General features: G+C 64.4%; 15 protein-coding genes. 12 read left to right on the top strand and 3 right to left on the bottom strand.

What is annotated here, in order from left to right; all coding sequences use genetic code 11:
- The 3 genes from AB4Z38_RS21880 to AB4Z38_RS21870 form a co-directional block, all read right to left on the bottom strand.
- Positions 1-878, bottom strand: an 878-nt coding sequence (locus AB4Z38_RS21880; protein ID WP_441431640.1) for a DUF222 domain-containing protein, incomplete at its 3' end; no start/stop codon positions are given.
- 81 nt (positions 879-959) lie between these two features.
- Positions 960-1,523, bottom strand: coding sequence for a hypothetical protein (locus AB4Z38_RS21875; protein ID WP_441431639.1), 564 nt, complete (start codon positions 1,521-1,523; stop codon positions 960-962).
- 113 nt (positions 1,524-1,636) lie between these two features.
- Positions 1,637-2,338, bottom strand: coding sequence for an acVLRF1 family peptidyl-tRNA hydrolase (locus AB4Z38_RS21870; RefSeq protein ID WP_441431638.1), 702 nt, complete (start codon positions 2,336-2,338; stop codon positions 1,637-1,639).
- A 41-nt stretch (positions 2,339-2,379) separates the two neighbouring features.
- Between AB4Z38_RS21870 and AB4Z38_RS21865 the strand changes: the two genes are divergently transcribed.
- The 12 genes from AB4Z38_RS21865 (at position 2,380) to AB4Z38_RS21810 (ending at position 14,840) form a co-directional block, all read left to right on the top strand.
- Positions 2,380-3,852: a replication-associated recombination protein A gene (locus tag AB4Z38_RS21865; protein WP_441431637.1), complete on the top strand. Its 1,473-nt coding sequence runs from the start codon at positions 2,380-2,382 to the stop codon at positions 3,850-3,852.
- A 169-nt stretch (positions 3,853-4,021) separates the two neighbouring features.
- Positions 4,022-4,642, top strand: coding sequence for a 30S ribosomal protein S4 (rpsD, locus tag AB4Z38_RS21860; RefSeq protein WP_028267147.1), 621 nt, complete (start codon positions 4,022-4,024; stop codon positions 4,640-4,642).
- Positions 4,643-4,790: 148 nt separating this feature from the next.
- Positions 4,791-5,165: a DUF948 domain-containing protein gene (locus AB4Z38_RS21855; RefSeq protein WP_059389201.1), complete on the top strand. Its 375-nt coding sequence runs from the start codon at positions 4,791-4,793 to the stop codon at positions 5,163-5,165.
- Between the two features lie 58 nt (positions 5,166-5,223).
- On the top strand, positions 5,224-5,436 hold the full coding sequence (locus AB4Z38_RS21850; RefSeq protein ID WP_441431642.1) for a hypothetical protein: 213 nt from the start codon (positions 5,224-5,226) through the stop codon (positions 5,434-5,436).
- A 135-nt stretch (positions 5,437-5,571) separates the two neighbouring features.
- Entirely contained in the window at positions 5,572-8,250 is a 2,679-nt protein-coding gene (gene alaS / locus AB4Z38_RS21845) for an alanine--tRNA ligase (RefSeq protein WP_441431636.1), read from the top strand.
- A gap of 2 nt (positions 8,251-8,252) precedes the next feature.
- The gene (gene ruvX, locus AB4Z38_RS21840; RefSeq protein ID WP_441431635.1) at positions 8,253-8,843 is read left to right on the top strand and encodes a Holliday junction resolvase RuvX; all 591 of its coding nucleotides are present in this window, start codon (positions 8,253-8,255) and stop codon (positions 8,841-8,843) included.
- Positions 8,840-10,573 (top strand): endolytic transglycosylase MltG, encoded by a 1,734-nt coding sequence (gene mltG / locus AB4Z38_RS21835; protein ID WP_441431634.1) that lies wholly within the window; start codon positions 8,840-8,842, stop codon positions 10,571-10,573. The genes ruvX and mltG overlap by 4 nt, the downstream gene beginning before the upstream one ends.
- Complete coding sequence (locus AB4Z38_RS21830) at positions 10,570-11,439, top strand: shikimate dehydrogenase (protein ID WP_441431633.1); 870 nt, start codon at positions 10,570-10,572, stop codon at positions 11,437-11,439. Before mltG ends, AB4Z38_RS21830 begins: the two co-directional genes overlap by 4 nt.
- 29 nt (positions 11,440-11,468) lie before the next feature.
- Positions 11,469-12,668 (top strand): chorismate synthase, encoded by a 1,200-nt coding sequence (gene aroC, locus AB4Z38_RS21825; RefSeq protein WP_441414896.1) that lies wholly within the window; start codon positions 11,469-11,471, stop codon positions 12,666-12,668.
- A complete protein-coding gene (locus tag AB4Z38_RS21820) occupies positions 12,668-13,234 on the top strand; it encodes a shikimate kinase (protein ID WP_441431632.1) in 567 nt (188 codons plus the stop codon). Before aroC ends, AB4Z38_RS21820 begins: the two co-directional genes overlap by 1 nt.
- Complete coding sequence (aroB, locus tag AB4Z38_RS21815) at positions 13,231-14,322, top strand: 3-dehydroquinate synthase (protein ID WP_441431631.1); 1,092 nt, start codon at positions 13,231-13,233, stop codon at positions 14,320-14,322. Before AB4Z38_RS21820 ends, aroB begins: the two co-directional genes overlap by 4 nt.
- Entirely contained in the window at positions 14,319-14,840 is a 522-nt protein-coding gene (locus AB4Z38_RS21810) for a tetratricopeptide repeat protein (protein ID WP_441431630.1), read from the top strand. The genes aroB and AB4Z38_RS21810 overlap by 4 nt, the downstream gene beginning before the upstream one ends.
- Positions 14,841-14,906 lie beyond the last annotated feature (66 nt).

Genomic DNA, 14,906 nt, shown 5'->3' with positions numbered 1-14,906 from the left:
CCGCCGTCGGGCATTGCGCCGGTGTTGTTGGTGAGGAGCCAGGTGGCGGTGATGTCGGCGCGGAGCTGGGCGAGGGTCCGGGTCTCGGCGGGGCCTTGGAGGGCGCGGGCGGCGGCGGTGGTCCGTTCCCAGATCCCGGCGGCGGTGTCGGCGGGGAGGTGGGCGGAGAGCCACGCCATGCCGTCGCGGTCGGGGTGGTATTCGAGGCGACGGTCTCCGGCGCTTTTGGTGTGGCGTTCTTCGATGCTGACGGGGTGGTGGCGTTCGCGCCAGGTGCGTGCTTTGGTCCGGAACCGGGACGGGACGAGGTCCCCGGCGGGGCAGCCGCGGGCGGGGTTGGGTGCGTCGGGGTCCAGGAAGTGTGCTTCCAGGCCGGCTGTGGCGGCGGGGTCCAGGGCGCCGGTTTCGTCGATGATGATCCGGGCGTGCTGCCAGGAGATCGTTCCGGACTGCAGGGCCGCCAGGGTCAGGGGCAGGCCCATGGTCAGGGCCTGGGCGTCGGAGAGGAGGGCCCCGGCGGTTCGTTCGCTGACGGTCAGGACGCAGGCCACCTCCGCGAGCAGGGCCAGCTCGTGTGCGGTGCGTTCCTGCGGTGAGGCCGCCGGTGGCGCCAGGGCCCTGGCTGTGTGGACGTAGTCCGCGGCCAGCCTCGCCTTCAAAGCGGCGGTCCGGGCTTCCAGCCGGGCCACTTCGGCGAGGCCGTCCAGGCAACCATCCGCCAGACCCCGCAGCGGATCAGAGCCATGACGCGGATCAGCGCTTTCGAAGGAATCAGCGTCCCGCGTGACGGCGCTCAGGACGGCAACCGACGCGGCAACGGCCGCCACGGCCGCCACGGCCGCCCTGCTCTCCGCACTCCACGCTGTCCTTCCATCCATACCCACAGCATCGCAGGAGGCACCGACAATTTAGTTTCTCCGCCACGCGAGAAGGTGATGGTTCGGATTTAGCCTCCTTGGCTAGTCGGACGATTCCGCCGATCCGCGGGAGGCTTTGTCTAAGAACGCGCTGGTCTGACGGAACTGGCGCACCATCCAGCCAAGAGTCAAAATCAAAACGGGCACCGCTAGAACCAGCAGGATTAGGCCGATGGGAGAAAAACTACCCATGCGACTAAGTCCCACCGCTTGCCCGACGGCGACCAGCACAAGTCCCGCAGTAAAGATCAGTTGGCGGGCCATCCGTTCGCGTAATTGGATCGCCGCTCCCCTGAGTACCTGCCAATGGCGGATATCGGGGGTTTCTTTGCCCAGGATCTGGTTCTGGACGCTTTTTGCTTCGGCCTCGGTGAGGCCGATGGTTACCCCGATCCGCCGGGGCTGAACAAGCGGACTGACCCTTTTGCTGTTGTAAACGATGCCGACGATCATGGCCGCGATGCCGGCCAAGACCAATCCGAAATAGAGCGCCGAAGGAATCAACCATTCCTGGTCCGGACCTAAAAGCAGTAATCCGGGCAGTCCCGATGCGAGCATGTTCGTCGTATGCAGGTGCTGGTTCCGCTCCCGGATGCGTGGCCGCATCGCGGTGATTGTCGCAGTGTTAGGACGTGACAGGGCGCTCAGAAAGCGCCTTTCGCTGGGGCTATTTGGGGAAAACTACTCGGAGGTCCGCCAAAAGTTGGCCCTGCACGCCACTACAACGGATCCGTGACCTCGATCCGCACGGCACAGGCATCTGCCGCAGCCCTGCGAAGCACGGTTGCGTTGGGGTCGGCAACTGCCAGGAACGCGAGCCTTGTGCGCGATGCGTACTCCTTCAACGCCTTTTCTTCCAGGACTGCTGCGGACAGCGCGGCGTCTCCGCCCAGGACGAGATATTCAACACTGTGTCCGGCGAACACCCCGGCGGCATAACCGGCTACAGCTTCCGTCAGCGCGTTGGCCTGGTTCTCGCGACGCCGGGCAAAGCGCTGCTGCGAAGATCCACCTGCCGCCGAGCGTGACTGCACGTAGCGGGAACCCGATTTGGACGCGGACACTTTGCCGCCGCTCACGACCCCCACCGCGTAACCGCCCCGGCGCACGAGGATGATGCCGAGCCGCCGTTCCTGCGAAGCGAGCGACGCTAAACGCTCAACCGTGGTGGTGCCCTTTCCGGGCCTTCCGTCGACGGGCCACGGGGCTCTCAGTAGCGCCGTCGCGCCGTCCGCCGCCCGCAAAAGCGTGCCGTCCGCCGCCCGCAGGAGGGTGCCGCCGCCGTCGGGCTCTTCCTGAACCGCGCCATGGCTCGCGGCGAAGCGGTCCACCCAGCCGGTCAACCGCGGACCGGGGATGAAAGCGGTGCGCCCCGCTCCAGGCGGCTGCTTTTCGTTGGGGCCGGACGGTCGGGTCTCCACGTCGATGTCTCCTTAGCTCGAATCATGAGTAGCCTATCCATGTGGAAGATCTCTTTGGTGCCGACGCGGACAACGACGACGACGCCGGCAGCCAGGCGGCGGATTCGGACCGTTCCTTTGATGGACGTGCGGGCACAGTACGTCCAGCGTCGCCGCGGAGCCCTTTGGCTGTCCGCATGAGGCCCCGGACGCTGGATGACGTTGTGGGCCAGCAGCATTTGCTGGGCCAAGGGTCTCCTTTGCGGCAGCTTGCCGCAGGGGCCGACGCCGCCGGTCCTGCCGGTCCGAGCTCGGTCATCTTGTGGGGACCCCCGGGCACGGGCAAGACGACGCTGGCGCACGTCATCGCCCGCGGACCAGGCCGGAAGTTCGTTGAATTGTCCGCCATTACTGCGGGCGTCAAGGATGTCCGTTTGGTCATGGAAAACGCCTTGACTGCCAGGGATCTGTACCGGACCACAACAGTGCTTTTCCTGGATGAGATCCACCGCTTCAATAAAGCCCAACAGGACGCCCTGCTTCCCGGGGTCGAGAAGGGCTGGGTGGTCCTGGTCGCAGCTACTACCGAAAACCCTTCGTTCTCGGTGGTCTCCCCGCTGCTTTCCCGATCACTGCTGCTTACCCTGAAACCGCTTACCGACAGCGACATCGAGGGGCTTCTCCAACGGGCGGTTGCCGATGCCCGCGGTTTGGCAGGGGGAGTGGAGCTTACTCCGGAAGCCCTTGAGCATTTGGTCCGCTTGTCCGGGGGAGATGCCCGCCGCGCGCTCACGGCGCTCGAGGCCGCTGCCGGTGTCGCCTACGGAGACCGAAACAACGACGGCGGCGACCCCTCTCAAGAGGAAGGGCTTGCCGGTGACGGCGCCCCCGAGGCTCCAGTCGTCGTCGAACTCCGGCATACAGAGCGGGCCCTGGACGCGGCCGCCGTCCGATACGACCGCGCGGGCGACCAGCACTACGACGTCGCCAGTGCGTTCATCAAATCGATCCGAGGCTCAGACGTCGACGCGGCCCTCCACTACCTGGCCCGCATGCTCGAAGCCGGCGAAGACCCGCGCTTCGTGGCCCGCCGGATCGTCATCTCGGCTGCCGAGGACATCGGCATGGCAGACCCGACGGCGCTGCAGACCGCCGTCGCCGCGGCGCAGGCAGTGCAGTTGATCGGCATGCCCGAGGGCCGGATCATCCTCGCCGAAGCCGTGGTGCATCTGGCGACGGCGCCCAAATCAAATGCCGCCTACATGGGCATCAACAAGGCCATCGCCGATGTGCGTGCGGGGATGGGTGTCGGGATTCCCGCGCACTTGCGGGACGCGCACTACCAAGGAGCGAAGGGCCTTGGCCACGGCCAAGGCTACAAGTACGCCCACGATGCCCCGCACGGGGTGGCCACCCAGCAGTACGCCCCGGATGATCTGGTCGGCAGGGACTATTACGAGCCCACGGCAAACGGTGCTGAGCGGGATATTGCTCCCAGACTCGAGAGACTGCGCAGGATCATCCGGGGCAAGTAGGCGTCATGGTAGGCTAGATGCTTGTCTGGCAAGGCCTGGCGCACAATCCATCAAAATCCAGGTTTTGATGCTGTGCCCTGCGCCCCGTAGCAAAAGGCAGCGGTTGGCCGATGCTCTCCCTCATGGAGGCCAGTAACACTGACACACCGCAGATATTGGAAGGACACAAGTGGCTAACAACACTCGTGCTCGCCGTACCGCACGCCTTTCGCGTGCACTCGGCATCGCTCTGACTCCCAAGGCCGCCAAGTACATGGAGCGCCGTCCGTACGGCCCCGGTGAGCATGGCCGTGCCCGCAAGAAGCAGGACTCTGACTACGCTGTACGTCTGCGCGAAAAGCAGCGTCTGCGCGCCCAGTACGGCATCCGCGAAGCCCAGATGACCCGTGCCTTCGAAGAAGCACGGCGCACCAAGGGCCTGACCGGTGAAAACCTGATCGAACTGCTCGAAATGCGTCTCGACGCCCTCGTGCTGCGTGCCGGCTTTGCCCGCACGATCGCCCAGGCCCGCCAGCTGGTTGTGCACCGCCACATCCTCGTTGACGGTATCCGCGTGGACCGCCCGTCGTTCCGCGTTGCCGAAGGCCAGCTCATCCACGTTCACAGCCGTAGCGAAGTCATGGCTCCGTTCCAGGTTGCAGCTGCCGGCGCACACGTTCTGAACGTCGTTCCGGCTTACCTGGACGTCAAGATCGACGCCCTGCAGGCACGCCTGGTTCGTCGCCCGAAGCGCTCCGAGGTCCCCGTGACCTGCGAAGAGCAGCTCGTGGTCGAATTCTACGCTCGCTGATTTCCAGCAAGCACCTACAAAGAAGCCCGTGGCACGCGCCGCGGGCTTCTTTGTATGTAAGGTACTTGGGGAAGCCACGCCGGGGTGCCTGTGTAGAACCACATGGCGCACCAGCGGCAACGCAACAAATGCTAGGAGATGAGAGTCCATGACTGGTGGCGATATTGCAGGCCTGATCGCGGCCGGAGTTTTCGCGCTCCTTGTGGTGCTGTTGGCTGTACCGATCCTCAAACTCGGGCGCGTCTTCGATGAAGTCCGCACGTCCATCCGCTCTTTGAGCGACGGAGCGACGCCCCTCATGGACGAGGTCACTGCGACGGTTTCCACCACAAACCAGCAGCTGAAAAAGGTGGATGGCATCACCTCCAACGTTTCCGACGCGTCCGCCAACATTTCTGCTTTGTCCTCACTGGTGGCCGCAACAGTCGGTTCGCCGCTCATCAAGGTGGCAGCGTTCAGCTATGGAGTGCGCTCGGCTTTTGCCGCCCGCCGCAAACCGGGCAGTGGCCGCCGCAGCCGCTGAATCCGTTCCTAAGTCACGATCGTCGTATGTCAGGAAAACTGTGAAAAGAATCGTCTGGATGGGGATCGGCGTGGCAATCGGAGTCATCGCCTTCCGCAAGATCACCCAAGCACAGGCCGCTATTGGTCCCGAAGGCCTGAACCGCGCCGTAGCGCGACTGGCCGACGGCGTGTACGACTTCGCCGACGCCGTGCGCGCCGGAATGAATGAACGCGAAGTCGATCTCAGGTCCGCGCTCGGCATCGCAGAGTCCGACGCCGGCACCCGCTAGCAGCCGCGGTACAACTTGCCGCGGTTCGCCCAAGCGGCCGTCAACAGGGCAGAATTAGAAGCTGCGGCAATGGCACATGCCAAAACCGCGCACAAACTCATGTGCAGTGAATTGAGAAGGGTAAGTAATCAGCTAATGAAGTCGCAGGAGATCACCAAACGCTGGGTGGACTTTTTTGTCAGCAAGGGCCATACCGCCGTCCCCTCAGCGTCGCTCGTATCCAGCGACCCTTCCCTGCTGTTCACTGTGGCCGGCATGGTTCCCTTCATTCCTTACCTGACCGCCCGCGAGGAGCCGCCCTTCGACCGCGCCACGAGCGTCCAGAAGTGCATCCGCACCGGTGACATCGAGGAAGTAGGCAAGACCGCCCGCCACGGGACGTTCTTCCAGATGTGTGGAAACTTCTCCTTCGGGGACTACTTCAAGGAAGACGCCATCAAATTCGCGTTCGAACTGCTCACCAAGAGCGTCGACGACGGCGGCTATGGACTGGACGTTGAGCGCCTCTGGGTGACCGTCTACGAGGAAGACGACGAAGCCCAGGATCTGTGGCTTAAGAACACCGGCATCCCCGCATCGCGCATCCAAAGGATGGGGAAGGCGGACAACTACTGGTCCACCGGGCAGCCTGGTCCCGCCGGCCCATGCTCGGAAATCTACTACGACCGCGGCCCGGCCTATGGCGCCGAAGGCGGTCCCATCGCGGACGAAAACCGCTATGTCGAAATCTGGAACCTCGTGTTCATGCAGTACCAGATCGAAAACGTCCGCTCCAAGGTGGACTTCGACATTGCCGGCGAGCTGCCCAAGAAGAACATAGACACCGGCCTTGGCATGGAGCGCCTCGCGATGATCCTGCAGGGCGTCGAAAACATGTACGAAACGGACCAGGTCCGTCCCGTCATCGACAAGGCCGCAGCCCTGTCCGGCAAGGAGTACACCTCCGCCGAGTCAGCTGACGACCCGCACCACACGGATGATGTCCGGATGCGCGTCGTTGCCGACCACATCCGTTCGGCCCTCATGCTGATTTCCGATGGCGTGTCCCCGTCCAACGAAGGCCGCGGATACGTCCTGCGTCGGCTTATCCGCCGTGCCGTCCGCGCCATGCGCCTCCTCGGGGTCGAAGAAGCTTGCCTGCCGCAGTTGCTTCCGGCTTCCCGCGACGCCATGAAGGGCGTCTACCCCGTGGTGGAAACCGACTTCGACCGCATCAGCCGCATCGCCTATGCCGAAGAACGAGCCTTCCTGCGTACCATCGCCTCCGGCACCGCCCGCCTCGAAGAAGCCGTGGTGCTCTCCAAGGCGGCCGGCAAGCCGCTGTCAGGCGAAGATGCCTTCGCCCTGCACGACACTTACGGGTTCCCCATCGATCTCACCCTCGAAATGGCAGAGGAAGCCGGTTTGAAGGTTGACGAAGCTGAATTCCGCAGCCTCATGCTCGAACAGCGTCAGCGTGCCCAGGCGGATGCCAAGTCCAAGAAGGGTGGACACGCCGATGTCTCAGCCTTCCAGGAGCTCCTGGCTGAAGGCGAAACCATCTTCACCGGCTACACCGAGCTGGAAGGCGAGGCCCGTGTCCGCGGCATCGTCAGCTCCGGCCGGCGTGTTGCCCACGCGTCCACGGGCGATGAAATCGAGCTCGTGCTCAACGAGACGCCGTTCTACGCCGAAGCCGGCGGCCAGTCCGCAGACAAGGGCCTCATCACCGGTGACGGCTTCGTCGTCGAGGTCCTAGACGTCCAGCGCCCCGTGAAGGGCCTGAGCGTCCACAAGGCAATCGTCCGCGAAGGCGAGATCGCCTCGGACGCTTTGGTGCGCGCCGCCGTCGACCGCGAACGCCGACACGCCGCAGAGCAGGCCCACACGGGCACGCACATCGTTCACGCGGCCCTGCACCAGATCCTCGGCCCGGAAGCCACCCAGCGTGGCTCTTTCAACAAGGCCGGCTACCTGCGCTTCGACTTCGCCTGGGGCGAGGGATTGAGTGCAGCCACGAAGTCCGAGATCGAAGAGGTCTCGAACATCGCCATCCGCAACAACTTCCGGGTCGACACCAAGGTGATGGGCCTTGCTGAAGCGAAGGCCCTCGGCGCCATGGCCCTCTTCGGCGAGAATTACGGCAGCGAAGTCCGCGTTGTGGAGATCGACGGCGCGTGGTCCCGCGAACTCTGCGGTGGCACCCATGTGGCGAACACCTCTCTCATCGGGAGCCTGTCGCTGCTCGGCGAACAGTCCGTCGGTTCGGGAAACCGCCGTGTGGAAGCCTTCGTCGGCCTTGACGCCTTCCGGCACCTCGCAGCCGAGCGCGCCCTTGTCACCGAGCTCACGGAGATGCTCAAGGTCCCTTCGGGCCAGTTGGCCGACCGGATCTCCAGCACCTTGGCCAAGCTCAAGGCGACGGAAAAGGAACTCGACCGCCTCCGCAAGGAGCAGCTCACCGCGGCCGCTGCGAACCTCGTCGCAACGGCCCAGGATGCCGCAGGTGTCCGGGTAGTGGCGCACGACGCCGGCCAGGTCGGGGGAGCGGACGACCTCCGCAGTCTCGCCATGGACCTGCGCAACCGGCTCGGCTCCGACGCTTCCACGGTTGCCGTGGCCGGTGTCAGCAACGACCGTCCCGTCATCATCGTGGCCACAAACGAGGCCGCGCGTGAAGCGGGCGTCAAGGCAGGCGCCCTCGTTCGGGTGGCTGCAGGAATCCTCGGCGGCGGCGGCGGTGGCAAGGACGACGTCGCCCAAGGCGGCGGAACCGACGCCGCGAAGATCGCACCGGCCCTTGCGGCCGTTGTGGACGCGATCGCCAAGCGCTGATCTTGGAGGCCATTGCGCGCAACGACGACTACCCCCGGGGCATCAAACTGGGGGTAGACGTCGGCACCGTCCGTGTGGGAGTTGCCGTCTGTGATCCGGACGGGATCCTGGCAACGCCGTTCAAGACGGTGAGCCGGGACGCCAAGAAGAATTCCGACATCGGGGTCATTGTCCGGCAGGTCGCGGAGCTCGGCGTGGTCCAGATCTTCGTCGGCCTGCCGCGCACGATGAAGGGTGAAGAACACTCTTCTGCGGTCATGGCCACCGACTACGCGGAGTTGCTGGCAGCCCACTTGCAGCGCCGTGGACTCGACGTTCCAGTCAACATGGTGGACGAGCGGCTCAGCACCGTGACGGCCCACCGCAATCTCCATGAAGCTGGCATGAGCAGCAAGGATCATCGTAAAGTGGTGGATCAGGTTGCCGCTGCCGGAATTCTGCAGCACGCGATCGACATGCAAAAAGCCAGAGGTGCAGATGTGGGCAGGCGCGTGCAGGCGCCAATGCCACCCCAACACATTGACGGTGCAAGTGCGCCGCTACCTGCCTCCGGCATTGATCCACACTCTCCAACGAGGGGAAGACAATTGTGAGTCCGGTCAACAACGACCCCTCCAACGACGCAGCAGAAGGCCGTACCCGGCCCCTGACTCGTCGTGAAATCCGTGCCAGGGAACGCTTCCTGGAGACGCAGAACCAGGAGGTACTGCCACCACCTGTGCCTGTCCACTTTGAACCTGTCGCAGTCCCGAAGCCACAGCTTGCATATGTCCCGGACTACGCATCGGCCGCCCCGGACACGAGCACCCACGCTGCTGACTTCCACGACGACGGCGTTCTCAACGAAACCGCTCCTTCGCAAGCCGCGCCTTCGCACGGCGAAACAGTTCAGCCCAACGAGGACGTACCGCAGCACGATGCTTCGCATGACGACCTCCTGAAGCACGATGACACAGTGCAGCCCTTCGACACCGAGCAGCACCTTGACACCGTGCAGCACCTTGACACGGTGCAGCCCTTCGACACAGTGCAGCCAGACGTCGTGCACTACGACGTGGCGCACCCTGACGCCGTCGAGCACGATGCTCTTCACGATGACTCTGTTCACAGCTACGACGTCGCCCACGGTGACGAGTTCCACGAACTGCAGGCCCATGACGAAGGTTATGAGCACCACGATCCACAGTTCGACTACGAAGTCCATCATGAGCACGGCGCCCATGACCTCATGGCAGCTGCGGCTCCTGCGCCCAAGGTCCCCTCGAAGAAGGTCCGCAGGCGCCGTCGTCTTCTAGCGCTGCTGCTCACCCTCACGGTGTTCGTCGCAGCGGTAGCCGTTGGGGCGCAGTTCCTGAAGCCGTTGCTCGGGATGGACAAGGTCAGCGACTACCCTGGCCCGGGTACGGGCTCGGTCACCATCACTGTGGCCCCGGGCTCCGGCCCCAAACTGGTCGCGACCAACCTTCAGAGCCAGCACGTCATTGCCGACGCGGATTCTTTCGTGGCGGCCTTCACTGCTGCCGGGGGTGAACTCTCACCCGGCGATTTCACCTTCAAAACGGAAATGAAGAACTCCGATGCGGTGAATGTGCTCCTCGGCAAGGATTCTTCCAAGGTCATGTATTTCGCGCTGAGTGCAGGATTGCGTATCGGTGAATCCCTTGATGCGATCTCCAAGGGTTCGGGCATACCTTTGTCCGAATTGAAGGCGCTGAGCGACTCACCGGCCCAGTTTGGCGTCCCTGCCCCGGCAAAGAACCTGGAAGGCTTCCTCGCACCAGGGGAGTACCGTTTCCCCCTTGGAACGCCTGCGAAGGACATCCTCCAGAAGCTCGTCACGGCCACCACCGACGAGCTCAAGGCCCAGGGCGTCACGGATCCCGCCAAGCAATACCAGACCATCACGGTGGCCAGCATCGTGCAGGCTGAAGGCGGCCAGGCCGACTACGGCAACGTGGCCGGCGCCATCTACAACAGGCTCAAGCCGGGCAACACCGAGACGAACGGGCTCATCCAGTCGGATGCCACGGTTACCTACGGGCTGGGTACCAAGACCTTCCACCTGACCGATGCCCAAAAGGCGGACAAGAGCAACCCCTATAACACCTACGCGAACGTAGGGCTTCCGGTCGGCCCCATTGGTTCACCCGGCAAGACGGCGATCGATGCTGCCGCGAAGCCGACAGCCAACAACTACCTCTACTGGGTAACCATCAACCTCGACACCAAGGAAACCAAGTTCTCCAGCACGCTGGCGGAGCACCTCAAGTACGTTGACCAGTACAACGCGTGGTGTGCGGCCAACGCGGGACGGTGCGTGTGAGTAGACGTGCTGCCGTCCTGGGGCACCCCATCAGCCACTCGAAGTCACCAGCACTCCACCGTGCGGCCTACGCGAAGCTCGGGCTCGACATCGAATACTCGGCGATCGACGTAACGGTTGAGCGGCTCCCGGCCTTCATGGCCGGCCTTGAAGCCGGCGACGACTGGTGTGGCTTGTCCGTCACCATGCCGCTCAAGACCGCCATGGTGGACGAAGTCGACGAGGTCCGCGGGGCCGGCGCGTCCTTGGGTGTCATCAACACGGTTGCCTTTGAAGACACCGGGCACGGCGTGCGGCGGGTCGGCCACAACACGGATGTGGCCGGCATCGTGGAAGCGGTCCGGAACGCAGGAGTCACGGAGCGGCCGAACTCCGCGATCCTTGGTGGCGGCGGGACATCCGCAGCGGCTATTGCAGCGCTCCGGGAGCTCGGTTCGGAACACGTTGATGTCTTCGTGCGCGACGCCGGACGCGCCGCCGAGGCGAAAGCAGCGGCAGCCGCCGTCGGGCTTTCCATTCACCTCCGGCCGCTGGCCGAGGCCGCTGAAGGCATGGCGGGAGCCGATCTGGTGATCTCCACGCTGCCGCCGAGGGCAGCGGACAGCATCGCGGCGCAGCTTGAACAGCTTCCCGACGGTGGCAAGCTTCCCGACGGTGTCTGGGGCGTCCTCCTCGATGTCGCCTACGATCCTTGGCCCAGCCGCATTGCCGAAGCATGGCATTCGCGGGGCGGAGTAGTGGTTCCAGGGCTGGAGATGTTGCTCTATCAAGCCGTCGAGCAAATCCGTTTGTTTTCCGGAGCCGACGTCACCGGCGATGTCATAGATGTGATGTGTGACTCAGTCGGGCTTCCCCGGCGGGTCTAGTAAGGGTCTTACATGGCAGGATTGGATATATGTTGCGTTGGTTGACTGCCGGTGAATCCCATGGCCCGGCACTGCTCGGAATTGTTGAAGGCGTCCCCGCCGGTGTGGAACTCACCAGCGGGGAAATACGCGACGCCTTGGCGCGTCGCCGTCTCGGCTACGGCCGCGGCGCCCGGATGAAGTTCGAGCAGGACGAAGTGAGCATCCTTGGCGGTGTCAGGCACGGTGTGACGCAGGGTGGCCCCGTCGCGATCCAGATCGGCAACACCGAATGGCCCAAGTGGGAGCAGATCATGTCTGCCGACCCGGTTGACCCGGCTCTTCTCGCAGACCAAGCCCGCAACGCGCCCTTGACCCGTCCGCGGCCCGGCCATGCAGACTTCACGGGAATGCAGAAGTATGGATTCCCCGAGGCCCGCCCTGTCCTGGAACGCGCCAGCGCCCGGGAGACGGCCACGCGTGTCGCCTTGGGCACGGTTGCTTCGCAATTCCTGAAGCAGCTTGGCATCGAGCTCGTGAGCCACACCGTATCCATCGCAAGCGTGACCGTGCCCGAGGGCCGTCCACTGCCTCTGCCGTCCGACGTCCTGGCCCTCGATGCCGATCCTTTGCGTTGCTTCGATCGAGAGACCTCGGATGCCATGGTGGCCGAGGTCGACGCGGCACACAAGGAAGGCGAGACCCTCGGCGGTGTTGTCGAAGTTCTGGCCTACGGTCTTCCCCCTGGACTCGGTAGCTACGTGCACTGGGACCGTCGCCTTGACTCCCGCCTGGCTGCTGCCCTGATGGGGATCCAGGCGATCAAGGGCGTCGAAGTCGGCGACGGCTTCTTGACCGCGGCACGCCGCGGCTCCGCCGCGCACGATGAGATCGTCAAGGACGAGACCGGCCGGATCGTCCGCAAGACCAACCGTGCCGGTGGCATCGAAGGTGGCATGAGCATCGGCGAGGTCCTGCGGGTCCGCGCCGCCATGAAGCCCATTGCCACCGTCCCGCGTGCATTGAAGACCATCGACGTCAGCACCGGTGAAGCCGCCAAGGCGCACCACCAGCGCTCCGACGTCTGTGCCGTTCCGGCGGCGGGTGTCGTGGCCGAGGCCATGGTCGCCCTGGTGTTGGCCGAGGCCGTTGCTGAGAAGTTCGGCGGTGATTCGGTCGCCGAGACCGCACGGAACCTTCGGGGTTACCTGGACAGCATCCCGGCAACCCTGGACTCGGTCGGCCACTAGTGGTCCGCGGTACATCGGGCGCCGGTCAACGGCGCGCGATCGTTTTGGTGGGGCCGATGGCGGTTGGAAAATCGGTCATCGGCCAGCAGCTCGCCCAGCAATTGGGCGTGCCGTTCGTGGACACGGACGCAGTCATCGTTGAGCACCACGGCACTATTGCGGATATTTTCGCCGGTCGTGGAGAACATGCTTTCCGGGAGATCGAGGCCAGGACGGTGGCACGCTCCGTTGAAGCTGCGGACATCAACGGCGCGGTGGTCTCGTTGGGTGGTGGCGCAGTGCTCGATTCCGGCACGCAGCAGCTGCTGGTCGACTGCACCGTGATCTACCTCGAGTGCGATGCTGAGACAGTCGCTGAGCGCATCGCCCGCAACACGGGCCGGCCACTGCTGGCCGGTGACGCCATGGCCCGCTGGGAGACCCTTTTTGCCGCCCGGCGTCCTGTCTATGAACGCCTTGCAGACATCACCGTCGACGTCCGGTCCGGGACCGTGGCGGAAATCGCCCTCCACGTGGAGGAAAGACTGCGTGAATACGCGGCCTTGAAAGAGGAAGTGCAAAAGTGAGCAACGAATCAACTGTCATCAAGGTCAGCGGCCAGTCCGCCAACGAGAACTACGACGTCGTCGTCGGGCGCGGCCTCTTGGAGACCCTTCCCGCGAAGCTGGGGGAGCGCGTCAGGCGGGTCCTCGTGGTCCACCCGCGTGCCCTGCGACTCACGGGCGACACGGTCCGGACCGAACTCGAGGCTGCCGGATTCACCGCCCTCACCGCCGAGATTCCCGACGCCGAAGAAGGCAAGCACATCCAGGTTGCCGCTTTCTGCTGGCAAGTGCTTGGCCAGAACGACTTCACCCGCTCCGACGCCATCGTGGCGGTCGGCGGCGGCGCGGTCACCGACCTCGCCGGATTCGTCGCCGCCACGTGGCTGCGCGGCGTCAAGGTCATCCACATGCCTACGAGCCTCCTCGGCATGGTGGACGCTTCGGTAGGCGGCAAGACCGGCATCAACACGGCGGAAGGCAAAAACCTGGTGGGTTCCTTCCACCCGCCTGCGGCTGTCCTCGCGGACCTGGACACGCTGCAGACGCTGCCCAGGAACGAGCTGATCTCGGGAATGGCAGAGGTCATCAAGTGCGGCTTCATTGCCGATCCCGCCATCCTGGAACTCGTCGAAAACAAGCCGGAGGAAGTCATTGATCCGGGTTCGGCGGTGCTCCGCGAGCTCATCGAACGTGCCATTGCCGTCAAAGCGAAGGTGGTCTCCGAAGACCTCAAGGAATCCGGTCTTCGTGAAATCCTCAACTACGGGCACACGCTCGGCCACGCGATCGAACTCGTGGAACGCTACTCGTGGCGGCATGGCGCAGCGGTTTCTGTCGGCATGATGTTTGCCGCCGAACTCGCCCGCAGCGTCGGCCGGCTTTCCGACGTCGACGCCGACAGGCACCGCACCATCCTTGAGGGACTCGGGTTGCCGGTCACCTACCGCCGGGACCGCTGGCAGGGCCTGCTCGACGGCATGCGCCGTGACAAGAAGTCCCGGGGAGACCTCTTGCGTTTCGTGGTACTCGACGGCGTGGCAAAGCCCGGAATCCTCGACGTGCCGGACACCTCGTTGCTCTTCGCTGCCTACCAGGAGATCGCATCATGACCACCGAGACCTTCAACAGCATCAGCGATTGGCCCACGGGTGGATTCCCCGGGGTGCGTACGAACCCGGACACGCTCCTGCCGGCCATCGTCAACGAAGAAGCCATGCAGTCCGCACTGGCTGAGTCCAGCGATCCCGCCGACCGCATCATGGCGCTCATGCTCGAAGGGCATCCGGGGGAAGCCGCCGAGTTGTTGGCCGAGGCGCGCTACAACGATCCCGAGTCGTTCAAATTGCGGATCTTCGAAGCCGAGCTGCACCGTGCCACGAACCGCTTTGACCGCGCGGTGGAGCTCTTCCGCCAGCTACTGGGCGAAGTCCACGGAACCGCCAAGGAACCGGTGGTCCACCAGTATTTGGGGCGGGCCCATTTTGTGGCCGGCAATCACGTCGCCGCGGCAGAGTCGTTCACCAAGGCCTTGGACCTGCGCGTCGCCTTGGCAGCTGATGCTTCCCTGATCTACTCCTCTGCTGTGGCCCTGCAACGCGCCCGGAACGTCCTCGAGTTCGCCTCCTGACAAGCCCGCCTCCTGAAACGCCTCCAGACAAGCCCGCCTCCTGAAAAGGGGGCGCGGGCAGGCGCG

Source organism: Arthrobacter sp. 2RAF6 (assembly GCF_052115205.1).
GTDB lineage: Bacteria > Actinomycetota > Actinomycetes > Actinomycetales > Micrococcaceae > Arthrobacter.
This window is presented reverse-complemented; position numbering and strand designations above follow the sequence as displayed.

Excerpts from the sequence above, each read along its gene's own strand:
- AB4Z38_RS21875 (WP_441431639.1), bottom strand. The coding sequence starts at position 1,523 with ATGCGGCCACGCATCCGGGAGCGGAACCAGCACCTGCATACGACGAAC.
- AB4Z38_RS21855 (WP_059389201.1), top strand. The coding sequence starts at position 4,791 with ATGACTGGTGGCGATATTGCAGGCCTGATCGCGGCCGGAGTTTTCGCG.
- AB4Z38_RS21850 (WP_441431642.1), top strand. The coding sequence starts at position 5,224 with ATGGGGATCGGCGTGGCAATCGGAGTCATCGCCTTCCGCAAGATCACC.
- alaS (WP_441431636.1), top strand. The coding sequence starts at position 5,572 with ATGAAGTCGCAGGAGATCACCAAACGCTGGGTGGACTTTTTTGTCAGC.
- aroC (WP_441414896.1), top strand. The coding sequence starts at position 11,469 with ATGTTGCGTTGGTTGACTGCCGGTGAATCCCATGGCCCGGCACTGCTC.
- AB4Z38_RS21810 (WP_441431630.1), top strand. The coding sequence starts at position 14,319 with ATGACCACCGAGACCTTCAACAGCATCAGCGATTGGCCCACGGGTGGA.